Origin of the sequence: Chlamydia sp. (genome assembly GCF_017472245.1) — a bacterium.
Taxonomy (GTDB): domain Bacteria; phylum Chlamydiota; class Chlamydiia; order Chlamydiales; family Chlamydiaceae; genus Chlamydia.
Genome location: NZ_JAFUQR010000008.1, coordinates 122,119 through 143,872 on the forward strand (window position 1 = coordinate 122,119; position 21,754 = coordinate 143,872).

Genomic DNA, 21,754 nt, shown 5'->3' on the forward strand with positions numbered 1-21,754 from the left:
CCATGAGCTCTTTTGACGTTTTTTCTCCAAACACTTCTGTTTCCGGAAAATTTTTCCTTGAAGCCTCTGCAGGTACTGGGAAAACTTTCACAATAGAGCAAGTTATTCTTCGTTCCTTATTGGAAGGGTCAGTGGAACAAACTAAGAACATTCTTGTAGTTACATTCACCAATGCCGCAACCAATGAGTTAAAGTTACGCATTCAAGCAAGTCTCAAACAAGCCTTAAGCCTTTTCTCTGAAGCCCTCTCTTGTCCTGATACCCCTCTTCCCCCTTATCTCTCTTCTTCTCGCACCAAAGTAAAACAGCTTTACATCAAGATCCGTAATAGTCTAGCAACTTTGGATGAAATGAACATTTTCACAATTCATGGATTTTGCCGTTTTACCCTAGAGCAATACTTTCCTTGGGAACAATCTTCTCATTCTTCTTCGATTTTCTCAGAACCCCAAACCATACAACAACATATACTAGATTACCTACGCAAACATCTTTGGGAAGCCGTACTAACTCCTAAACAATATGCTTTCTTATCCTACTCCTATCGAGCCACGACACAAAAAACTCGCCATATTACAGAAAAGCTTCTTCAAGACTATTCTTCTACTCCTAATCTTGCTCTTCCTCCTCTCTCGCATACTCTTCAAAGACTGAAGACCTGGGCTGCGAAATACGCAGATCTTGCTCCTCTTGCTTTTGAAGAATTAGAACAATTCGCTCTCCGTTTCAAACACCGTGATCTATCCATCGAACACGAACTTCCCGATTTTGTTCAGAAATTTGAAACCAGCCCCAATTCCTTAGATATTCTTTTTTTTCCAGGAATGGCTCAGAAATTTCATAACGAAAACCGAAACAAAAAAAAATTAGGATCCCCTTTCTCTCCCTTAGACCCTTTGATCCAAGATTGGGTACAACTGGCTTATCCATTCTGTCAAAAGGATTCCATTTTCCATACACTGCTTAAACATGTGCAACAACACTTAAAAACACATTATTCGCCATCATATTCTCATGATGAAAGCATTACGACTCTGGCGTCCCTACTTGCTAATAATGATCATGTTGTAACTCAACTACGTAATCAATTTCAGCTAGTGTTGATCGATGAATTCCAAGACACTGACAAACGTCAATGGCAAATCTTCTCCAAACTCTTTGCTTCCTCTGATTATTCTGGGTCCCTCTTCCTTATCGGAGACCCTAAACAATCGATTTATGAATGGAGAAACGCAGATCTTCCTACATATCTCCAAGCGAAACATTCTTTTTCTAAAGAATCTCAACTCCTCTTGGATACCAACTACCGCTCTACTCCCCAACTCATGCAAGCACTCAATCACTTATTTTCTCTTCCCCAACCATTTTTAAAGACTCCTCAAAATATTCTTTATCACCCTTTACATTCTAAAGGAAATACAGAAGCCTCCTACACAGAGTTTAGCCCCATTCATTTTTTTGCTACGCAAACTATCCAAGAAGAAGCTTTGTGGATTGCAAAAACAGCCTCTTATCTACGCACCACATGTGCTATTCCTTTTGGGAATATGGCTGTTTTAGTACAAGACTACCCTCAAGCTCTCAAGTTGATCACCCATAGCACCGTTCCTATGGCCTATTGCAAAGAGAAACAAATCTTTGATCGTACAGAATCCCCTTATCTTCTTATCCTGCTATTGGAAGCTCTTCTGTATCCAGAAAACCAACAAAAGATTCGGTCTATTTTACTTAGTAGACTTTTTCGCCTTTCTGCCTCAGATATTCAACAACATTTAAAAGTGTTTTCCTCTCTATTCTTCATGCTAAATACGTATCTCCATAAACACTCTTTACTAGCTACGTTCTATAAGTTGATCGGAGAAAAAGTTTGTACACAAACAATTGGAGAAATCTTATTACAAACTCCTCTTGGAGACATCATCTTCCAAGAAATGGAAGCTCTTTGCTTGTATCTTGATAAAATAACGGATAATCCTTTTCATAAACTACTGCATCTTCTGAGTATTCTTGATACAGGTAAATATGACGAGGAACTTTCTTTCTCTTCTCAATCCAATGACGAGAATGTAATTAAAATTACTACAGTCCATTCCTCTAAAGGACTAGAATATGATGTCGTTTTTTGTTCTAGTCTCAATAAGGCTAAAGAAAAATCGACATCTGTTCATATGCGAGAAATGTATGTTGCCTGTACTCGAGCTAAAAAATTCTTATTCATCCCTTTTTCTCCAATAGAGAATCGCTCTGTAAATGCAAAAAAGCTCTCCGCACTTGCTAATTACGCCTGTATTACACAACATAGCAGTGTTTCTTCATTAGTAGAAACCCTGTCTTCTTCTCTTCCAAAGCTCTTCTCATCAAATGCAATACCTCCAGAAAGCGCTCCTGCTTTCCATACAAAACCTCTTCCTCAACAAGAATTCTTTTCTCTCCCCATACAACCATCTCGAACTATCTATTCTTTTTCCTCCACAACAGAAGGGCTTTTCTTTCCTGATTCCAATCAAGATCTTTCCCCTTCCCTCCTATTTCCTGGAGGATCCCTAACAGGAACACTAATTCATAAACTTTTAGAATCGTTAGCAGAGAACTTTAGTGCTTCTTTTGAAGAAATTTTCAACAAAGCGCAATCTTTATTCAAAAACACGCTTTTAGAAGGTTTCGAATCGACAATTACGGAAAAGGTTCTTACTCTATTCTCCACACCTCTTCCCTTTGCTTCCGGATCTTTCGCTCTGAAAGACGTAGACCCTCACAAAATACGTGTAGAGGAAATGTTTCTCTTACAAGAAAAAGGAGAGTTGTGGCAAGGCATTGTCGATCTATTCTTTGAGCATCAAAAAAATTTTTTTATTATAGATTGGAAAAGTTCTTTTCTTGGAGACGAAACTTCTTGTTATTCTCCTGATAAGCTTCTTTTTTATATCCAGCGCCAAGGATTAGACAAACAGGAAATTTTATATAAAAAAGCTGCTCAGAAATTCTTACACCAATTTCATTCCTCTCTGCATGTAGAAATGGCTTTTATTTTTATTCGAGGAGTAGATAATAAAGGCAATGGATTTTTGCAACCTTTTCCAAACTAGACTCGCCTAATCCCAAATTAACCCAAAAATATCAGGACGATCGTTAGGATTAAAATCCATTGGATGCAATACTAAAAAATCTGCTGTTGAGCAATCCGGAGCTAGTGATTGGGCCTTTATGTTTAAAGAGCATGCCCCTTCACTTTTTGGTAAAACTTCACTAACAGTGGCAACCAGTAATCCTGGTGGGAAAACTCCGTCTAAACCTGTGGTTACAAGAATATCGCCAACTTCTACTGTTTTCCCATTTACAAAGCCAAAATCACTACCATTCAATACCGATGCCTCTGGCTTCCAAATAGGATCCCCTCGACCACAAACAATTCCTCGTAAAGCGAAGTCATTATGTCCTGACAATAGTAACGAACTTTCTAGCTGTTGCAAAACCTGTAAAGCTTTTCGCTTATCACTATCTGTAAAGGCAGAAGCTGGAAGATTAGTTACATTTCTTGCTAATGTTCGAAGCTGATCTTTCACAACCCAAGTTTGAATTTCTCCGCGAATAGCTATAACAGAGGGTTTGATTCCGACATCTGTAATCAATCGCACTCTCGATTGCGCTTCACCAACAAAATCCACTAATCCAACAACAACCTTTCCGCAAACAACAGGAGAATTTTTCTTAACTCCATGTTCTTTTCCAATATTGATCCAACAAGAACTCCCCCAATGCGCAGGATCTCGAAAAATCACCCTACCTATGATAGGCGATCGAAAATAAGAAGATAGAATTTCAGAAAATAGAGGTGGTTTCTCTTGAGTTTCTTCAAGAGAATAAATTCGTTCTTCTAATAAACGAATTCGTTCTCTTAATAAAAAATCTCCAGTCTCCTCAACCAAGACCTCCCCATCAGTTCCTTGTTCAGGAAGAAGTTGAGAACATATACGAACAAACACACTCTGAACCGATTCGTAAACACTTCGAGGAAGGTTCCAACTAATCACAATCCCAAAAGCAACAAAAAGGTAGGTAGCAAATCGAACGCGTTTATGATATGGACCGCTGGTATTCATAAGCTTGAGCAAAACCGTGGGTAACACGATTGATATTTTTATCTGTAATACCATTTAAATTGAATCGCCCACCCGCTGTCGTATAAATACCCAACTCTTCTCTAAGAAAGACCACTTGTTCCTTTGAGAAATCTGGATATCCAAAGAATCCTTTTTGAGATCCAATGAAATCAAACGAATGTCCCACAATATTTCTCATTGCAAAGACAAAATTCGCACGCATATTTTCTAAAGACTGGCGAATACCATTCAATTCTAACTCCCACTCCTGTCTTAGATAAGGATTCCCCAATATTGAGGCAACGATAGCTGCTCCCTCTCTGGCAGGAGAAGAATACTCCCCACGAATCTTCTCTTCTAAAAAGGAGAGTATTCTACTTAGATCGTGCTTATCTTGATGAAGCACTCCAAAAAAACCAACTCGAGAACCATACAAAGAAAAATTCTTACTGGAACTTCCTGCAACGAAAGTAGGAATTCCTTCTTCTATGCAAAGACGAACAGGTTTACGATCTTCCTCTATCCCATAAGCAAACCCTAAGTAAGCCATATCAAAAAAAGGAATAAGGTCTCGTTCCTTAATGATCGCAATAATTTCAGGCCATACGGAAAGAGGGATGTCTTTTCCTGTAGGATTATGACAACAACAATGAAACAGAATTAAAGATGATTCTGGTGCTGCACGCAAAGTAGATTTTAACCCCTGTAGGTCGAGTTCTTTCGTCTCTTGATCATAATAGGGATAATGTTCCACAGATAGTCCCTGATGAGCAAAAATTCTGGTATGGTTTCCCCATGTTTGAGCAGGAATATACACCTTACCAGACAAAGCAGCCTTGGCATATACAGAAGCTCCTAGATGTAAAGCCCCCGTTCCACCAATAGATTGCACACCAACCCATCGATTAGCATCGATCTCTCCAAAATATAAAGCGGCTATCTCTTCCAAAAAATTTGCAGATCCCTTTATCGGAAGATAATTCTTATCTTTTTCATCATCAAAATAAACCGTCTGTGCCTTTTTAACGCTTGAAAATCCTCCGTAACGTTTCTTTTCTCGCTCGTAAGTCCCCAACAACAAATTAATCTTGTCTTCTCGAGGATCCTCCTGAAAAGCTTGTGCTAAACCAAGAATAGAATCCGGAGCAAAGGAAGGTATCTGTTCAAAAAGCCCCACAATAACACCTCTATGTAGCGAAACAGTCGCCTATTATCTTTTTTCTTTAGTAGGACTACAGCTTATTGTCCTAAATCGTACAAACATGGTACTCTAGTCTCTTGCTTTGGGGTATTAGCTCAGTTGGTAGAGCGCAACAATGGCATTGTTGAGGTCAGCGGTTCGACCCCGCTATGCTCCAAACTTCTCTAATCCCATATAGAAGCAATTTTCTTTATCTTATGTTTCTTACCTTGGAATAGTACCGTTTCTCCAACCTTTTTCCCAACCATTTCTTGAGCAAGTTTCGACTGTAACGATAAGATTTTCTGATCTGGATTCGCATCCCAAGGACCTAATATCATATAACAATCTTCTTCTCCTAGCTCATTCTCGAGAACAACCTTACATCCAACCCCAACAGCATCTACGAAAACAGCATCTTTCGTTAAAATCTTTGCTCGATTGATTTCTTCAGATAAAACTCGAATTTCTTCTTGTAACCTTGCCCGTCTTTCTAAGGCAAACTTGTATTCGGAGTTCTCTCTTAAATCTCCTAAAGCTCTCGCGTCCTCGATTTCCTTAGCATTTTCCACCATCTCTTTCCCAATAAGAGACTGTAATTTTGCTTTCATGCGAGCAAAGCTATCCGATGTTGTCCAAAGAACATTCTCTTCTTCTTCAGGAGTCCCTCGCTTAAGCGCTGGCTGCACAACCTCTGCTAAGCTTCTCAAAACCCCAAGATCCCCCTGGGTGAATTGTGGGCATTTGGATGATAACAAAATAAATTCTTTAAGATATTCCATAGAAGAATCTTCTATGATCTGGCGCAAAGCTAAAAACCGTTGTCCAACCAAGAATCCATGCAATTTCTTTCCTAAATCTTTTTGAGGAGTAGTCGCAACCTTATGCATAAGCTCTAAAGCGCTTGCAAGCATTTGTCTCTGGATTTCTTTTTTATCTGATTCAGCAAATAAACCATCCTCCCCATTAACCACTCGGAAGAACAACCAAACAAAAAGCTCGGGATAAAGCAAAGGCTGCTCAATCATATCAGAAATTTTTCCTAATATATTCTCTCGAGCCTCTTTATCTGCTTTCAAAACTTTAAAAACTTGTTCTCGAAGAATGGACGCGGTAGTTGTTAGAAAAATTTTCGTATACACCGGTACCCAAACTGGAGAACATGAATGAATCAAAACTAAAAAACTTTTCTGTAAAGAAAGAATCTCAATATTACTTACTATATCGAATAGCTGATCCTCAGATAATTGCGCTATATTTTCACAATCTAGCTCAGGAGCTTTTTCTCCAAGAAACTCAGACAATATCATTGCTCTTTGCATCAACAAGGCAGGATTCTCTTGCAAATCCAGAGACTTTAACTCTTTGATAATTAATTGTCGGTTTGCCTCGTCTTTCAACTCACTTCCTAGATCTCTGACAAAAGTATAACAAGAAACTATCTTCTTGTTTGCATCGTTGCTTACACCTAAAGAAGCTTGCAATTGAGAAATAAAAGAAAACCCTTTCGGATCAAATACATAAGAATCTTTGGAAGTTGCTGGAGCAAGAATCCGCGAATTCTTCTTCATTTTGATTTTAGCAGATTGCCACCACCGACTCCAATCCTCTTCAGGAATAACAAGTTCAACAAACTCATCACGAATTTCTTTTGCGTTTTTAGGACCTAAATCTTTCAACAAACACTCTATCGCAGCTATGGGATCTTTTCTCGCAAAAGCCTCGAAAGCATCGGGATCCCCAAAACGCCTTGCTAAAAAATGATCTTTCCTTAAAGGCGCTAACATACGAAAAGCGGTTTCAAAAGAGATATCTTTAGGAGTAAGTACACCTTCAAATTCAACAAGAACTTTCTGTTGGAGAAAAGAAACACTCATTACTTCTCCAACACCCCATCCACCTAGATGGAAAACAAAGTTCCCTTCGCAGAGATGCATCAGAAGAGCAAAACGTTCTAGGCAATGAGGAAAAGAGATTCCATCTCTTAATCCAACTATCCGTAATGCTTCTTTATAGTTTGCAGAACCTTCATATTTTTTGACTTGTTGAAGACCTATCTCTAACAAACGCTTACTATTTGTTGTTTGAACATCAAAGATAAGTGAAAGGACTTTATCTTTTTCTTCTCCTTCAGGAAGTTGTTCCCACAAGGGGATCACGCTTTCTGCTATCTTCCCAAAAGCAGAGGCTATTGTCGAGCCTTTGATTTTTTCTAGTAAGACTATTAACTCGTCCCCTTTAACGACGTCATTAAAACAATATTCTTCCCACAAACTAAAAAAATCCGAAGGATGATTTTCCATTAAGGACTGCAGCTTTTCTAGATAATCCACGATGGCTCCCCTTTTTAGTCCGGAAATATACGCCGACCAACAAAAAAGAGCAATATTACATCACAAAAAACAAAAAAAACTTTATTATTAAATAAAAGATCGAGTTTTTGTTATGAAAAATAATTCCGCTCAAAAAATTATAGATTCTATAAAACAAATTCTTTCTATTTATAAAATAGACTTTGATCCCTCTTTTGGTGCTGCTCTTACCAATGACAGTGATCTGGACTACCAAATGCTTATTGAAAAAACACAAGAAAAAATCCAAGAGCTCGACAAAAGATCTCAAGAAATTCTCCAACAGACCGGAATGACTCGCGAGCAAATGGAAGTGTTCGCCAACAATCCTGACAACTTTTCTCCTGAAGAGTGGTTGGCTCTGGAAACAATCCGCTCATCTTGTGACGAATATAAAAAAGAAACAGAAGAGCTCATCAAAGAAGTAACTAGTGGGATCGAAACCTCGGAAAAGGTATCCGAGTCTCCTAAAAAAGCAAAACCGCTTTCTTCTAAAAAAAGTAAGAAAAAAAATTGGATTCCCTTATAAAAACCTCTATAATCCCGAGATATGAAAATTGTTGTTTCTCGTGGATTAGATCTGTCTTTAAAGGGTGCTCCTAAAGAATCGGGGTTTTGCGGGAAAATAGACCCTGCTCGGGTTTCTGTGGACCTTAGACCCTTTTCTCCTTTCCCTTTAAAGGTGAAGGTTTCTGCTGGTGATCACATAACTGCTGGATCTCCTTTAGCAGAATATAAACTTTTTCCGGGTGCGTATATTACTTCTCCTGTTGATGGTGAAGTTTTAGACGTTCGTAGAGGAGCTAAACGCTCTCTTTTAGAGATCATTATTAAGAAAAAGCCTGGGATTTCCCAAGCAAAATTTTCTTATGATCTCTATGCCTTATCTCAAAAGGAGCTTTTGGATATCTTTAAAAGAGAAGGTCTTTTCGCTTTTTTCAAGCAACGACCTTTTGATATACCCGCTCTCCCTACGCAATCTCCCAGGGATGTTTTTATTAACTTAGCAGACAACCGTCCATTTACTCCTTCTGTGGAAAAGCATCTTAGTCTTTTTTCCTCCAAAGAAGATGGTTATTACATTTTTACTGTAGGAGTTATGGCTATAGCGAAGTTATTTGGACTAAAGCCTCACATCATTTCTACAGATAGACTTACTTTGCCAACTCAAGATCTAATATCCGTAGCTCATCTACACACGATAAAAGGTCCTTTTCCTTCCGGATCCCCTTCAACACATATTCACCATATCGCTCGTATTCAAAGCGATAGAGATGTTGTGTTCACTATTAGTTTCCAAGAAGTGTTATCTATAGGACATTTATTCTTAAAAGGATTTGTTTTAGGACAACAAATCGTCGCTCTAGCAGGCTCTGCTCTCCCACCTTCTCAAAGAAGGTATCTTATTACGGCAAAAGGAGCGAGCTTTAAAGATCTTCTTTCTCCTGAAATGTTTACTTGTAACGACATTAGCTTGATTTCTGGAGATCCTCTCACAGGAAGATTGTGTAAGCAAGAAGAAGATCCTTTTTTAGGTATGAGAGATCATACTATCACTCTCCTCCCTAATCCTAAAATTCGTGAAACATTTAGCTTCTTAAAACTGGGGTGGAACAAACTTACAGTTACAAGAACTTATCTTTCTGGATTTTTCAAAAGAAAACGCGTGTTCATGGACATGGATACCAACTTGCATGGGGAAAACCGCCCCATCATTGACGCAGAGATTTATGAGAAAGTTTCCGCCATTCCAGTTCCTATTGCCCCTATCATTAGGGCTCTAGAAACTAAGAATTTTGAAGAAGCGTGCCGTTTAGGCCTTCTAGAAGTGGCTCCAGAGGATTTTGCTCTTCCCACATTCATAGACCCTTCTAAAACAGAAATGTTTTCTATAGTCAAAGACTCTCTGCTAAGCTATGCAAAAGAAAATATATTGCCTTCGCTTCAATAGCCTATAGTAACCTACATAGGTTCTTCAAAGAACATTAAAAAGGTAAGGCATCTCTAGCTAACCACTCTAAAACCCAAGGAGTCGCATAGCTAATTATCGCTGTAGCTCCTGCCCGCTTAATTGCTAACAAAGACTCCATAATTACCGATTCTTTGTGCAACCACCCCCGCATACTTGCTCCCATCATCATGGAAAACTCTCCACTAACTTGATAAGCAATTACCGGAAGATTCGTACTCTCTTTAGCTTTAGCACTGACATCGAGATAGAAGCCTGCAGGTTTTATCATCACCATGTCAGCGCCTTCTTCCTCATCTAATTGACACTCTAGTAAAGCTTCCCGAATATTTGCTGGATCCATTTGATATTGACGCTTATCCCCTGACTGAGGATGAGAAGAGAGAGCATCTCTGAAAGGCCCATATAAAGCTGATGCGTACTTAGCGCTATACGATAAAATCCCTGTGTTCACAAACCCCATTTGGTCCATTTTCTCTCGAATATGCTTGACTCGCCCATCCATCATGTCACTAGGAGCCACTATATCTGCCCCCATTTCTGCATGCAAAACAGCGATACTGCCGTAAACACGAACACTTTCATCATTCAAAACTTCATTATTATGAAAAATACCGTCATGACCACTAACGGTAAAAGGATCGAGGGCTATATCACTGATTACACACAGTTGCGGAAAAGATTTTTTTATCTCCTGAATTCCTTTACAAACAATATTGTAAGGATGAGATGCATACTCTCCAAATTGATCTTTTTTTTGAGACTCTATGACAGGAAAAAGGATCACAGCTTTCAATCCAATAAGGCACAAGCGCTCTAATTCTCTGGAGACTGTGTCTAAACTCCACCTATATACTCCCGGTATACTTTCTATTTCTTCTCGGATTCCAGAGCCGTCTTTAAGAAAAATAGGCCAAATAAGATTACAAGAAGAGATCTGCGTTTCCTGAACAAGCGCACGAATGGCAGCACTTTTGCGATTTCTGCGAGGTCTTTTGAGAAGAGGAAGTTTTGTCATAAAGCTCTACACTTATCGAAAGTTTCCACACCAACAGAAGAAAATACTTAGAGATAGTTAATAGTCTCTTCTTCTTTAGGGGGTGTGGGAATTGTTTATAACTCTGATATTCCGAGGAAAAACACTGTTAAAAAAATGTTCATAACTCTGTTCAAAGCTTGTTCAAATTGTTTAGGACTGGAAGTTATGCCTATTTGTAAACAGGTGGTCAACACTTTTTTCAACAAGCTTTTTTGCTGAAAAACTTTGAGTGTTTTGCTATGTGTAATAGGCTGATCTGCTTTACAGGAGTTTTGGTATGTTGAGCAAAGAAGGGGATTTGTCCCCGGAACAAAGGGCTCGTTTATCGCATTTTGTGACCAATTTAGACTCGCCAATATTCGCTTTGAAAAATCTTCCAGAAGTTGTTAAGGGAGCTTTATTTTCTAAATATTCTCGGTCCACTCTAGGATTGAGAACGCTTCTTTTAAAAGAATTTTTAGATGGAGAAGGTGGGGATTTTCTCGATGATGACAGACAAGATTGTGAGATAGGTATCCAAAAAGCCGCGGATTTTTATCGTCGTGTTTTGGATAATTTTGGGGATGACTCTGTTGGGGAGTTAGGGGGGGCGCATCTTGCTTTGGAGCAAGTATCCATGCTTGCTGCGAAAATACTAGAAGATGCTCGTATTGGAGGGTCTCCTTTAGAAAAGTCTTCTAGATACGTTTATTTCGATCAAAAGGTGAACGGGGAGTATTTATACTACAGAGATCCTATTTTGATGACCTCAGCCTTTAAAGACGTCTTCTTGGATACTTGTGATTTCCTATTCAACACATATTCCGATCTTATCCCACGGGTGCGATCTCATTTTGAAAAAATTTATCCTAAGGATCCTGAAGTTTCTCAATCTGCCTATACAGTCTCTTTGCGAGCAAAGGTTTTAGATTGTTTAAGAGGTTTATTACCTGCAGCAACGCTCACAAATCTTGGTTTTTTTGGTAATGGGCGGTTTTGGCAAAATTTGCTACATCGTTTGCAGGACAATAACTTAGTTGAAGTACGTAATATCGGGGAGCAATCTTTAGTAGAGTTAATGAAGATTATTCCCTCTTTTGTAAGTCGAGCGGAGACTCATCATTATCATCATCAGGCTATGGTGGATTATCGCCGGGCTTTGAAAGAGCAATTAAAAAATTTTGCTCAACGATATGGAGAAGAAAGAGAGCCTTCTACCGAAACTGGTGTTAGACTAGTCTATGGAGATGCTGACGGATTATACAAAATTGCTGCAGCTTCCATGTTCCCTTATTCAGAGCATACTTATGCAGAGCTTTTGGATATTTGTCGTAATATCTCTAATGAGGAACTTATGCGTATTTTAGAAGCAGGAGCTTCTTTCAGGGAAAATCGTCGACATAAGTCTCCTCGAGGGTTGGAATGTGCAGAGTTTGCGTTTGACATCACAGCAGACTTTGGAGCTTATCGGGATTTACAGAGACATCGCATTTTGACTCAAGAAAGGCAGCTTCTAACCACTAAGTTAGGGTATACTTTGCCGCAGCAGTTGATAGATACACCGATGGAAGCTCCTTTTAGAGAAGCTATGGAAAAAGCGGATCAAACCTATCGTTTGATCGCTGAAGAATTTCCAGAGGAAGCTCAGTATGTTGTTCCTTTGGCTTATAATATTCGCTGGCTGTTTCATATTAACGCTAGAGGCCTGCAGTGGCTTTGTGAGTTACGTTCTCAACCACAAGGACATGACAGCTACAGACAGATTGCTATAGATATGGCAAAGGAAGTGATACGATTCCACCCAGCTTACGAGCTATTTTTAAAATTTGTTGATTACTCGGAGACAGACTTAGGAAGGTTGAAACAAGAGTCGCGGAAAAAAGCTTAAAAGGTTCTGGATGAGAGGATTTGAACCTCCGCCCCCTTGCACCCCATGCAAGTGCGCTACCAGGCTGCGCTACATCCAGAAAACAAAAGAGCAAAAATGCTAGCTTCGTCCAGTTTTGCAGTAAAGACTTTCGTAGTCAAGACATTTGATCTTAAAGTTCAGAAGCTTCCGCTATAGACACGTGATCCCTTCAAACTGAAACTCGCATTTTTGAAACTCTCGAATGCCGATATGAGCACAACGTTCTATGATTGTTTCTAAAGAGTCTCCAGCAGAAACGTCTGCAGCATCAATATCGACAGCTATGGAAGCAGTAAAAGATGCTCCCCCGCGTTCTCCTTTCACCTGAAAATTAACAAAAATACCTTGTTTTGTTTTGGAAATGTTTTTGAATCTAACAATGTTGTTATCAATTATTGTTTTCATTTTTTCACAAAATTTTAGATCACACTCAGACAAAGATGGAAGACAACAATGCATCCCCGGACTAGTGTAGTCTAAACTTGAAAAAAAGTCTGAGGATAACGGTTTTTTTTCTGAGACTCTTTGCAAAAACGGGTTTTGTTGTATTAGGAGATCTAGAAGTTAAAAGAGTTTGTTATTATGGCAGAGCCTAAACATGTATTGCTAGTAAGCGAAAATTGGGATTTGTTTTTTCAAACTAAAGAATTGCTGAATCCTGAAGAATATCGATGCACAATTGGTCAGCAATATAAACAAGATTTGACAACCGATCTTATTGTTTGCGAATACTCTTTACTTCCTAAAGATGTCCGCGCTCCCAAATCATTAGATGGTTGCTTTGTTTTAGTTTTATTAGATTTTTTTGATGAAGAGATTAGTATCGATCTTTTGGATCGAGGTTTTTGGTTTTTAATCCGACCAGTTACTCCTAGAATTTTAAAAGCTGCAATCCACTCTTTTCTGTCTCAACATTCTTTGCATTCTGTTCCTGAAAGCATGCGTTTTGGTCCTAATGTGTTTTATGTCTTAAAATTAATGGTAGAGACGCCAGCGGGAAGTGTTCATTTAACGCCTTCTGAATCAGGTATTTTGAAAAGGCTACTACTGAACAAAGGACAACTGTGTTTGCGAAAACATCTCTTAGAAGAGATTAAGAATCACGCTAAAGCAATTGTAGCGAGAAACGTAGATGTGCATATAGCTTCTTTAAGAAAAAAGTTAGGAGCTTATGGAGATAAGATAATCACTGTGCGCGGTGTTGGATATCTTTTTTCTGATGAAGATCAAGATAAAAAAGGTTCTCAAGAAGATACAAAGCTTTCTTAAAACAACAGAGGGTGCTTAAATATCCAACTAAGTTTTTTATCCGGAGCTTAGTATGGTTTTAGCAGCCTCTCTATTTTCCCCAGAAGAATTTCTTTATCCAGAAATTATTAGTCGGGCGGAGTTTGTTTGGTCTATTCTTAATCTCCTTGAGGAAACCCTCTCCTCACATACTTTTTCCGGAATTCATGGTCATCTCGAAGAAGGGGTTTATTTAAAAAATAGAGAGACGATTGAGATTCAAGAGGGTGCTTATGTAGAATCTGGGGCCTATATTTGTGGTCCTTGCATTATTGGACCTTATACGCAAGTGCGTCATGGTGCTTACATACGCGGAGGTGTCATCACAGGTGCGCATTGTGTTGTGGGGCATTGTTCTGAGGTCAAAAACAGCTATTTAGGACATCATGTTAAGGCGGCACACTTTGCTTACGTTGGAGACTCTGTTTTGGGTTCTTGGGTGAATTTAGGTGCTGGGGTTCGTTGCGCGAATTTTCGATTAGATAGCAAAACCATTTTCTTTCGTTATGCTGGAGAACGGTATGATACAAAACGAAAAAAACTTGGAGCTTTCTTAGGTAGCGGAGTAAGCATTGGATGTAATACCGTGCTTAACCCTGGATGTTATGTGAGTAGTACTACAAGGATTCTTCCTAATCAAACTATTTATTAGGAGGCTCTTTTAAAGAAAAAGTAGAATATGGATTATTTCAGTGTTTATCGATCGAAAGTGGAAAAAAAACTCCGAGATTCTTTGGAAGATTTTGGCAAATCTCAGAGTGGATTGCGGGAACCCATAGAATATGCTCTTCTGGGAGGAGGAAAGCGTATTCGTCCTTTACTTGTATGTTTATTTGCGGATGGGGTCCGTAAAGAAAGAGATGTGCTGGATACAGCGATTGCTATTGAGTATATCCATACATCTACGCTAATAGCTGATGATCTACCTTGCATGGATGATGATGATCTGCGTAGAGGGAAGCCTTCTGTTCACAAAGCTTTTGATGAAGCTTCCGCTCTTCTTGCTTCATATGCGTTGATTCCTGCAGCTTATGCAAGAATCCATAAGAACGCAAAAATTTTAAAAGAAAAAGTTTCATTCAAGCAGGAAATAGAAGATGCCTATGAAGATATTTTGAAACTCATTGAATTACGGTTTGGTGCTGGAGGAATTTTAGGTGGTCAGTATGAAGATGTGTTTTCTCAAGATTTTTCTGAAGAAAGTGTTCTAGGAATCATTAAAAAGAAAACAGGAGCTCTATTTGAAATAGCGTGCGTAGCTGGATGGCTATTTGGGGGAGGAAATCGAGGGAGCGTGTCTCTGGTTTCTGATTTTGCGGAACATTTTGGTGTTCTGTTTCAGTTATGTGATGATCTTGCCGATCTTGATCAAGATAATAAGGATAAAAAACATTTAAACTATGCGCTGTTATTCGGAAAATCTGCAGCAATAGATTTGGTTGATCAGTCTTTTCACTTTTGTATTAAAAATCTGAATTTATTGAAAAAAGAAGGGTTAAGGTTTTTAGATCCATTAGAATTTTTGTGCAAAAACGTGCTTTGCAGATTTCATTAAATCTTTCAATATGTTAGCCTTTGCCCGGAAGACTTTGGAAGGGGGCACCAGTTTTAACTGGTGCTCCCTTTTTTGTTGTTTTATACAAAAGAGGCTTCTGTTTCCTTTAAACAACACTTTTGTTCTGTTGCCATGCAAAGATGTTTTCTTCGGAAGGGTTTATTTCCTCTTTCTGTTGAAAATGCTCGAATACGAGGAGCTTGGGAACATGTCTCTGAACAACAACCTTTATGTTTAGCAATACAAGATTCGCAGCAAATAAAAAGATTGTTACAGTCAGTATTAGCACAGTTATAGTAGGTATCAGATTCTATATTGCACAATGAACATTGCGAAATAGGAGGAACATGGGTGTCTGCTTCGTCAATAGGAACAGCCATTCTGTCGTCGAATACAAATAGCTTACCTTTCCACTTTCCTGTTCCCATCTTCAACCCGTAGGCGATTACACCCCCATCAAGCTGGTAAACCTCTTTAAACCCTTTTTCCAAAAGAAGAGCGGAATATAATTCGCAACGGATTCCTCCTGTACAATACATCATCACTGGAGTATTTTCTGGATTATACTCTTTAGCAAGACGATCTGCATAAGCTGGAAACTCTCGGAAAGTTTCTATATCTGGGAGAACAGCATTTTCAAAATGACCAATCTTCCATTCGTAATTATTGCGCACGTCTAAAACTAGACAACGGTTCTCTTGGAGTTTTTCATGCCATTCTTCGGGAGAAATGTGTTTCCCTTGTTTCGTTACGTCTACAGAGCATCCTAAAGCCACGAGTTCCTTACGATATTTCACAGTAACTCTTGGAAATACATTCTCTTTGATGTGGTGAATTTTGAATTTTATTGAAGCAAAATCAGGGCGCTGTTTCAACCACGCCATATAGCGTTCAGCATCCGGCTGATATCCACTAAACTGACCATTAATTCCTTGTTCAGAGATATAAATCCGGCAAGAAACGTCCATGGTTTTGAATAATTGCTTGTGTAAAGCAATTTCTTCTTGAGGGTTACTTACGGGACCAAAGTAGTAATACGCTAGAGCATAATAATTCTTTTCCATGAAGACATCCTATATGCTGAGAACTTTTCCCACGATTAAACTAAAGCTAAAAATAACTCGAAAATCTAGTTTAAGAAACTTTTTTAAGAGACTAAAGGGGGAATTATACGAGATAGCTGGAATAGATCAAAGGGTTTTGATGAGGGAATAAAAAGAAAGTTTCACAATCTTTCTAAACAAAAATCTAGTTTAAAATGCCTATTTGAGACTTTTTAATAAGAAGAGTTTTTTTAAGAGATAAGAATCCAGGAAATCCATTGTAGAAAATTGTAAATCGAACTAGAATGCTCTTTTGTATTTTGTCAAGCGCGGGGAACTCGCGTTCAACAGCGTCTCCAGAAAAGTTATCGGGGCGGTGTTTTTTAAGGAATGAAACAAGGACTGAACATGGCGAGATATTGTGGCCCTAAAAACAGAATAGCGAGACGTTTTGGAGCTAACATCTTTGGAAGAGGTCGAAACCCTTTGCTAAGAAAGCCCAATCCTCCGGGTCAGCACGGCATGCAAAGAAAAAAGAAGTCTGACTATGGTTTACAGTTAGAAGAGAAGCAAAAATTGAAGGCTTGCTATGGGATGATCTTGGAGAAGCAGCTGGTTAAAGCTTATAAAGAGGTCGTGAATAAGCAAGGGAACGTTGCGCAGATGTTCCTAGAGAAGTTTGAATGCCGTTTGGACAATATCGTCTATCGATTAGGCTTTGCTAAGACGATTTTTGCTGCTCAGCAATTGGTTTCTCATGGGCATGTTTTAGTAAACGGGAAGAAAGTAGATAGACGATCGTTCTTTGTTCGTCCCGGTATGCAGGTTTCTTTAAAAGAAAAATCGAAAAGATTAGCTATAGTTACGGAATCTTTAGAGGGTAAGGATCAAAGTTCTCTCCCAGCGTACTTGTCCTTGGATAAGGGAGCTTTCAGAGGAGAGTTGGTAGTCGCTCCAGAAATTGATCAGATTGCTTCTCAGCTTCCTTTACCGGTAAATGTTTCTGTTATTTGTGAGTTTCTATCCCACAGAACCTAACTTTTTTGTTCGGTGATGTAGAGACGTCTTTCAAAGCCCTGCGAAAGCGGGGCTTTTTTGTGGAGAGCATGAACTGCGTTTTAGCCCTGGTAAGCTTTCTTTAGGTAGCGAATTTCTTTTACCCATAAATCAGGACCACCAGGAGTCTCTAAGTATTTAGGAAGATTTTGTGTGCGTGGGTCCTGCATGAGAAAACGAAAGCTTTCTTCGCCTATGCAGCCTTCTCCGATAGGAGCATGGCGGTCTTTATTTTTTCCGAGAGCAAACACTGAGTCATTCAGATGTAAGGCTCTTAAAAAAGAGAGCCCAATGACGTCATCGAAATGCTTCAGTACCTGTTCCCATCCTTCTGAGGAAGAAATATCGTAGCCAGCAGCAAAGATGTGACAGGTATCCAAGCAAATACCGATAGGTACCTGAGATTTTAATCCTTGTACGAGATAGGCAAGCTCTTCAAAAGTACTTCCTATCAAGGAGCCTTGACCTGCTGTTGTCTCTAGTAGAATAACCAACGAGGGATTTGTTGCGAAAAGAGGAGCCATTTGTGAAAAACTGGAGATTGCTCGATCAAGACAATTCTCCTTAGAATCAGAAAGAGCTGCTCCAGGATGAAAGTTAACAAAAGAAATACCTAAAGCTAAGCAATCGGCTATTTCTTGGTACATGCATGTACGTGTTTTTTCAAGAATTTCTGGATTGGGAGCTCCTGGATTATTCAAATAGCCAGCGTGACTCATTATGTAAGATAAAGAGGTTTCGTCCATAGCTGTTTGAAACTGCTCAATCATGCTTTGTGTTAAAGAGCGTCGTTTCCATTGGCGCTGGTTCGCAGTAAATAGTTGAACCGTCGTTGCTCCGATGTCACGCCCTTCATAAAGAGCGTTGTGTAGTCCTCCAGAAGCAGAAGTATGCGCTCCTAGTAAAGACTCATTAGGAGGAGGAAGTATAAACATATCTCATTGTTCTAACTAGTTATTCATGATAGAAGATTGCCAGAGGTTTTTGATTAAAGAAACTATAAATAGCGAGAATAGCAGAAATTAGTGCATTATCAGAAAAATATTACCAGCCATTATTTAGCAAAGAGGAGCTCAGAAAAGCTCAAAATAAATGAACGAGGAGAGGAATGAGGAAAGACGATGAAGGGTCGCTAGTGCGCTCGCTATTTAATTTGCTGTCCGGAACATTTTTTAGCCGTCTTACTGGGATGTTGCGTGAGATTATTATGGCTACATATTTTGGCGCAGATCCCTTAGTTGCCTCTTTTTGGCTGGCTTTTCGAACAATCTTTTTTTTAAGAAAACTGCTGGGGGGGCCTATTCTTGGTCTCGCTTTTATTCCACATTTTGAATTTTTGCGTGCACAAAACCTTTCTCGAGCAGCTTTCTTCTTTAGAAGCTTTTCGAGATTCTTTTGTTACAGCGCCATACTATTTACCCTAGTTATAGAATTAGGACTTGGTGTTTGGTGTTCCTGTGTTAAAGGAAGTCTATTTGATACCTTGTTACTAACGATCATATTACTTCCTTCAGGGATTTTTCTGATGATGTACACAGTGAATTCTACACTGTTACATTGTGAAAAGAAGTTTTTAAGTGTAGGACTAGCTCCTTCTGTTGTCAATGTACTGTGGATCGGCACGGTTTTTTTAGCACGAAATTGTGACCCTCGCCAACGTATTTTTGGATTAGCTATGGTTCTCGTTATAGGGTTCGTTTTAGAATGGGCTGTGACGATTCCTGGTGTTATGAAGTTTTTAGGGCAGAGTAGGGAAATTCCTAAGGAGCGGGATAGTATTCGTGCGTTGATCGCTCCGCTTTCTCTAGGATTATTATCTATGGGTATTTTTCAATTGAATCTGCTTTGTGATATGTGGCTAGCAAGATATATCAATGAGGTAGGCCCTTTATATCTTATGTACTCTGTTCGTATACAGCAGCTACCTGTGCATTTATTTGGTCTTGGGGTTTTCACAGTACTTCTTCCGGCTATTTCTCGTTGTGTGCAGGATAACGAACATCAACAAGGATATGACCTTTTAAGGTTTTCTTTGAAGCTTACTGCCACTGTTATGCTCGTTATGTCTATGGGGCTTTTGCTATTGGCTCTTCCTGGTGTACGAGTGCTGTACGAGCATGGTGTTTTCCCAACAACAGCTGTGCATGCCATTGTGGAAGTTCTACGCGGTTATAGTGGAAGTATTATCCCTATGGCACTAGCTCCACTGGTTTCTGCGCTTTTTTATGCAAGAAGAAATTATAAAGTTCCCATGTTGGTGGGGATTGTTTCCGCTATTGCTAACATGGTTCTCAACGTGCTTGGATGCGTGTTTTGTAAGCATGTGGCCGTTTTAGCTTACGCGACTTCATTAGCATCTTGGGGACAATTAGCTATTTTATGGTACTGTGCGGGCAAGAGCTTACCTACTTACAAAGGATTGATGTGGCGTACAGTCAAAGAGAGCGGGAAGACAGTCATGACGACGATTCTAGCGGCTGCTATTACAATTGGAGTGAATATTGTAACAAATACTACGTACGTTGTGTGGATTCATCCATTGACACAGCCTGTGAAACCGTTAATGTCTTTTTTAGATCAATGCGGGGTCTTTTTCGCAGAGTCTATGCTTTTCTTAGTGATTTTGTTTGGGTTGGCTAAGGTATTAAGAGCAGCAGATCTGATCAATCTTACTTCTTTCCAGTACTGGAAGGGGCATCAGTCTATCCTAAGAAACTAGCGTATCAGCTAATCTCTTAGATCTTCTTTTTTCTTCAAGAAGATAACTGTATTTTCGGAAAAAATGCTGCCTAAGCTATAGTTTTTGTCCTGGTTACAATGATGTTTGTGTAAATAAGAGAATTGTAACTATTTGCGAAAAAAATCAAACGTCCCAAGAAATGAGAATTTCGTCAATATTTCTCAATAAAATACCAACTATGGGCCGGTTGTATGTATGCCAAGGACATTATGAAAAAATACTTTTATCAGAGGATTGTAGGCGCTCTTTTACTCGGTTGTGGAGCTACCAATGTTGCTTCTGCACAAGTTCATTCTGACGATAGCCGACTATGGTCTGTAAGTGATTTAGATTCTTATTTGAGTTCTAAAGGATTTGTAGAAACTCGTAAGCGCGATGGGATTCTACGTTTAGCTGGGGATGTTCGTGCTCGATGGATTTATGCCAAAGAAGATCTTGAAAGTGTACAAAAGCCGCCGGCTAAGCCTATGTTACCCGTCAATCGCTATCGCAGCGAATTCAACTTGTATGTGGATTATACAGCTGCAAACAGTTGGATGACCTCAAAAATGAACTGGGTGACTATCGCTGGTGGGGAATCTTCTGCAGCCGGTTTGGATATCAATAGAGCTTTCTTAGGATATAGATTTTATAAAAACCCAGAGACCCAAGCAGAAGTTTTTGCAGAAATAGGTCGTTCTGGATTGGGAGATATTTTTGATTCCGACGTGCAGTTTAATAGTAATTTCGATGGTATCCACCTATACGCTGCACGACGTATTAGCGAAAGCCTTCCCTTCACTATGATCGTTCATGGGGGACCTTTTGTCGTAAATATGACAGAAAAAGAATACGCCTGGGTTGTGGAAGCTGTCTTGAATAAGCTTCCTGGTAATTTTGTGGTGAAGACCAGCGTTATTGATTGGAACACATTAACAGCAAAAACGAATGATCCTGCAGATGCAAGCGCAACTCAACCCGCTAAACCAGATACAAAATATGATTATTTAGTATGGCAGTGGTTAGTTGGAAAGAGTACGGCTGTACCTTGGTTTAACGGACAAACCAAAAATCTGTATACTTACGGGGCCTATGTCTTTAATCCATTAGCAGAGTTACCAGATAACTGGAAACAACCCGCAACACAAATCACAAATGGTAAAGAGAACCATGCTTGGTTTGTAGGATGTACTCTTGGTGGAGTTAGACGAGCTGGAGATTGGTCTTTGACAGCTCGCTATGAGTATGTAGAGGCTTTGGCTATTCCAGAGATTGATGTAGCTGGTATCGGTCGAGGAAATCAAATGAAATATTGGTTTGCTCAAGCGATAAAGCAAGGACTAGATCCTAAAGAGGCTAATGGATTTACTAACTACAAAGGGGTAGCCTATCAGTTCGTCTTGGGATTGACTGATTCAGTATCTTTCCGGGCTTATGCGGCATACTCTAAGCCAGCTAATGATCAGCTTGGTAGTGACTTTACCTATAGAAAATATGATCTTGGATTAATTTCTTCGTTCTAATTTTTAAAATAAAGTCAGTAAAAGCCCATATCCGTTATTTCGGG

17 protein-coding genes and 2 tRNA genes are annotated in these 21,754 nt (G+C 39.3%); 11 read left to right on the forward strand and 8 right to left on the reverse strand.

Going from position 1 to position 21,754, the window contains the following annotated elements:
* Positions 1 to 2 precede the first annotated feature (2 nt).
* Positions 3 to 3,086, forward strand: a complete 3,084-nt coding sequence (gene recB / locus IJ490_RS03600) for an exodeoxyribonuclease V subunit beta (RefSeq protein WP_291894248.1) — start codon at positions 3 to 5, stop codon at positions 3,084 to 3,086.
* Positions 3,087 to 3,092: 6 nt separating this feature from the next.
* Here the strand turns inward: recB and IJ490_RS03605 are convergent, their stop codons facing one another.
* Positions 3,093 to 4,100, reverse strand: coding sequence for a rod shape-determining protein MreC (locus IJ490_RS03605; RefSeq protein ID WP_291894699.1), 1,008 nt, complete (start codon positions 4,098 to 4,100; stop codon positions 3,093 to 3,095).
* Positions 4,075 to 5,277 carry an aromatic amino acid transaminase gene (locus IJ490_RS03610; protein ID WP_291894251.1) on the reverse strand — a complete coding sequence of 401 codons (1,203 nt, stop codon included), beginning with the start codon at positions 5,275 to 5,277 and terminating at the stop codon, positions 4,075 to 4,077. The genes IJ490_RS03605 and IJ490_RS03610 overlap by 26 nt, the downstream gene beginning before the upstream one ends.
* 108 nt (positions 5,278 to 5,385) lie before the next feature.
* Here IJ490_RS03610 and IJ490_RS03615 point away from each other — a divergent pair.
* Positions 5,386 to 5,458: transfer RNA gene (locus IJ490_RS03615), tRNA-Ala, on the forward strand.
* 7 nt (positions 5,459 to 5,465) lie between these two features.
* On the opposite strand, the gene IJ490_RS03620 is transcribed toward IJ490_RS03615, so the two are convergent.
* Complete coding sequence (locus tag IJ490_RS03620; RefSeq protein WP_291894254.1) at positions 5,466 to 7,613, reverse strand: GreA/GreB family elongation factor; 2,148 nt, start codon at positions 7,611 to 7,613, stop codon at positions 5,466 to 5,468.
* Positions 7,614 to 7,725: 112 nt separating this feature from the next.
* On the opposite strand from IJ490_RS03620, the gene IJ490_RS03625 reads away from it, so the two are divergent.
* Positions 7,726 to 8,160, forward strand: coding sequence for a hypothetical protein (locus tag IJ490_RS03625; protein WP_291894257.1), 435 nt, complete (start codon positions 7,726 to 7,728; stop codon positions 8,158 to 8,160).
* A 21-nt stretch (positions 8,161 to 8,181) separates the two neighbouring features.
* On the forward strand, positions 8,182 to 9,582 hold the full coding sequence (locus IJ490_RS03630; RefSeq protein WP_291894259.1) for a Na(+)-translocating NADH-quinone reductase subunit A: 1,401 nt from the start codon (positions 8,182 to 8,184) through the stop codon (positions 9,580 to 9,582).
* Positions 9,583 to 9,616: 34 nt separating this feature from the next.
* On the opposite strand, the gene hemB is transcribed toward IJ490_RS03630, so the two are convergent.
* Positions 9,617 to 10,618, reverse strand: coding sequence for a porphobilinogen synthase (gene hemB, locus IJ490_RS03635; protein WP_291894262.1), 1,002 nt, complete (start codon positions 10,616 to 10,618; stop codon positions 9,617 to 9,619).
* A gap of 298 nt (positions 10,619 to 10,916) precedes the next feature.
* Here hemB and IJ490_RS03640 point away from each other — a divergent pair, with 298 nt between their 5' ends.
* Positions 10,917 to 12,506, forward strand: coding sequence for an FAD-dependent thymidylate synthase (locus tag IJ490_RS03640; RefSeq protein WP_291894265.1), 1,590 nt, complete (start codon positions 10,917 to 10,919; stop codon positions 12,504 to 12,506).
* 5 nt (positions 12,507 to 12,511) lie between these two features.
* On the opposite strand, the gene IJ490_RS03645 is transcribed toward IJ490_RS03640, so the two are convergent.
* Positions 12,512 to 12,585 (reverse strand) — tRNA-Pro (locus IJ490_RS03645).
* A gap of 92 nt (positions 12,586 to 12,677) precedes the next feature.
* Positions 12,678 to 12,932: a hypothetical protein gene (locus tag IJ490_RS03650; RefSeq protein WP_291894268.1), complete on the reverse strand. Its 255-nt coding sequence runs from the start codon at positions 12,930 to 12,932 to the stop codon at positions 12,678 to 12,680.
* A gap of 177 nt (positions 12,933 to 13,109) precedes the next feature.
* Here IJ490_RS03650 and IJ490_RS03655 point away from each other — a divergent pair, with 177 nt between their 5' ends.
* From IJ490_RS03655 to IJ490_RS03665, 3 genes are read left to right on the forward strand one after another with little or no spacing between them, the layout of a single operon-like run.
* The gene (locus IJ490_RS03655; RefSeq protein WP_291894272.1) at positions 13,110 to 13,796 is read left to right on the forward strand and encodes a response regulator transcription factor; all 687 of its coding nucleotides are present in this window, start codon (positions 13,110 to 13,112) and stop codon (positions 13,794 to 13,796) included.
* 52 nt (positions 13,797 to 13,848) lie between these two features.
* Positions 13,849 to 14,466: an LpxA family transferase gene (locus IJ490_RS03660; RefSeq protein WP_291894275.1), complete on the forward strand. Its 618-nt coding sequence runs from the start codon at positions 13,849 to 13,851 to the stop codon at positions 14,464 to 14,466.
* A gap of 27 nt (positions 14,467 to 14,493) precedes the next feature.
* Positions 14,494 to 15,369: a polyprenyl synthetase family protein gene (locus IJ490_RS03665; RefSeq protein ID WP_291894278.1), complete on the forward strand. Its 876-nt coding sequence runs from the start codon at positions 14,494 to 14,496 to the stop codon at positions 15,367 to 15,369.
* 80 nt (positions 15,370 to 15,449) lie between these two features.
* On the opposite strand, the gene IJ490_RS03670 is transcribed toward IJ490_RS03665, so the two are convergent.
* Complete coding sequence (locus tag IJ490_RS03670; protein ID WP_291894281.1) at positions 15,450 to 16,433, reverse strand: rhodanese-related sulfurtransferase; 984 nt, start codon at positions 16,431 to 16,433, stop codon at positions 15,450 to 15,452.
* Positions 16,434 to 16,820: 387 nt separating this feature from the next.
* Here IJ490_RS03670 and rpsD point away from each other — a divergent pair, with 387 nt between their 5' ends.
* The gene (gene rpsD / locus IJ490_RS03675; protein ID WP_291894284.1) at positions 16,821 to 17,450 is read left to right on the forward strand and encodes a 30S ribosomal protein S4; all 630 of its coding nucleotides are present in this window, start codon (positions 16,821 to 16,823) and stop codon (positions 17,448 to 17,450) included.
* Between the two features lie 80 nt (positions 17,451 to 17,530).
* Here the strand turns inward: rpsD and IJ490_RS03680 are convergent, their stop codons facing one another.
* On the reverse strand, positions 17,531 to 18,403 hold the full coding sequence (locus IJ490_RS03680; RefSeq protein ID WP_291894287.1) for a deoxyribonuclease IV: 873 nt from the start codon (positions 18,401 to 18,403) through the stop codon (positions 17,531 to 17,533).
* Between the two features lie 173 nt (positions 18,404 to 18,576).
* On the opposite strand from IJ490_RS03680, the gene murJ reads away from it, so the two are divergent.
* Positions 18,577 to 20,187 carry a murein biosynthesis integral membrane protein MurJ gene (gene murJ, locus IJ490_RS03685; RefSeq protein ID WP_291894290.1) on the forward strand — a complete coding sequence of 537 codons (1,611 nt, stop codon included), beginning with the start codon at positions 18,577 to 18,579 and terminating at the stop codon, positions 20,185 to 20,187.
* 230 nt (positions 20,188 to 20,417) lie between these two features.
* Positions 20,418 to 21,710 carry a hypothetical protein gene (locus IJ490_RS03690; RefSeq protein ID WP_291894293.1) on the forward strand — a complete coding sequence of 431 codons (1,293 nt, stop codon included), beginning with the start codon at positions 20,418 to 20,420 and terminating at the stop codon, positions 21,708 to 21,710.
* The last annotated feature ends 44 nt before the right edge of the window (positions 21,711 to 21,754 follow it).

Excerpts from the sequence above, each read along its gene's own strand:
- hemB (WP_291894262.1), bottom strand. The coding sequence starts at position 10,618 with ATGACAAAACTTCCTCTTCTCAAAAGACCTCGCAGAAATCGCAAAAGT.
- IJ490_RS03670 (WP_291894281.1), bottom strand. The coding sequence starts at position 16,433 with ATGGAAAAGAATTATTATGCTCTAGCGTATTACTACTTTGGTCCCGTA.
- rpsD (WP_291894284.1), top strand. The coding sequence starts at position 16,821 with ATGGCGAGATATTGTGGCCCTAAAAACAGAATAGCGAGACGTTTTGGA.
- IJ490_RS03680 (WP_291894287.1), bottom strand. The coding sequence starts at position 18,403 with ATGTTTATACTTCCTCCTCCTAATGAGTCTTTACTAGGAGCGCATACT.
- IJ490_RS03650 (WP_291894268.1), bottom strand. The coding sequence starts at position 12,932 with ATGAAAACAATAATTGATAACAACATTGTTAGATTCAAAAACATTTCC.
- IJ490_RS03655 (WP_291894272.1), top strand. The coding sequence starts at position 13,110 with ATGGCAGAGCCTAAACATGTATTGCTAGTAAGCGAAAATTGGGATTTG.
- IJ490_RS03665 (WP_291894278.1), top strand. The coding sequence starts at position 14,494 with ATGGATTATTTCAGTGTTTATCGATCGAAAGTGGAAAAAAAACTCCGA.
- recB (WP_291894248.1), top strand. The coding sequence starts at position 3 with ATGAGCTCTTTTGACGTTTTTTCTCCAAACACTTCTGTTTCCGGAAAA.
- IJ490_RS03630 (WP_291894259.1), top strand. The coding sequence starts at position 8,182 with ATGAAAATTGTTGTTTCTCGTGGATTAGATCTGTCTTTAAAGGGTGCT.
- IJ490_RS03625 (WP_291894257.1), top strand. The coding sequence starts at position 7,726 with ATGAAAAATAATTCCGCTCAAAAAATTATAGATTCTATAAAACAAATT.
- IJ490_RS03690 (WP_291894293.1), top strand. The coding sequence starts at position 20,418 with ATGAAAAAATACTTTTATCAGAGGATTGTAGGCGCTCTTTTACTCGGT.
- IJ490_RS03605 (WP_291894699.1), bottom strand. The coding sequence starts at position 4,100 with ATGAATACCAGCGGTCCATATCATAAACGCGTTCGATTTGCTACCTAC.
- IJ490_RS03660 (WP_291894275.1), top strand. The coding sequence starts at position 13,849 with ATGGTTTTAGCAGCCTCTCTATTTTCCCCAGAAGAATTTCTTTATCCA.
- murJ (WP_291894290.1), top strand. The coding sequence starts at position 18,577 with ATGAGGAAAGACGATGAAGGGTCGCTAGTGCGCTCGCTATTTAATTTG.
- IJ490_RS03640 (WP_291894265.1), top strand. The coding sequence starts at position 10,917 with ATGTTGAGCAAAGAAGGGGATTTGTCCCCGGAACAAAGGGCTCGTTTA.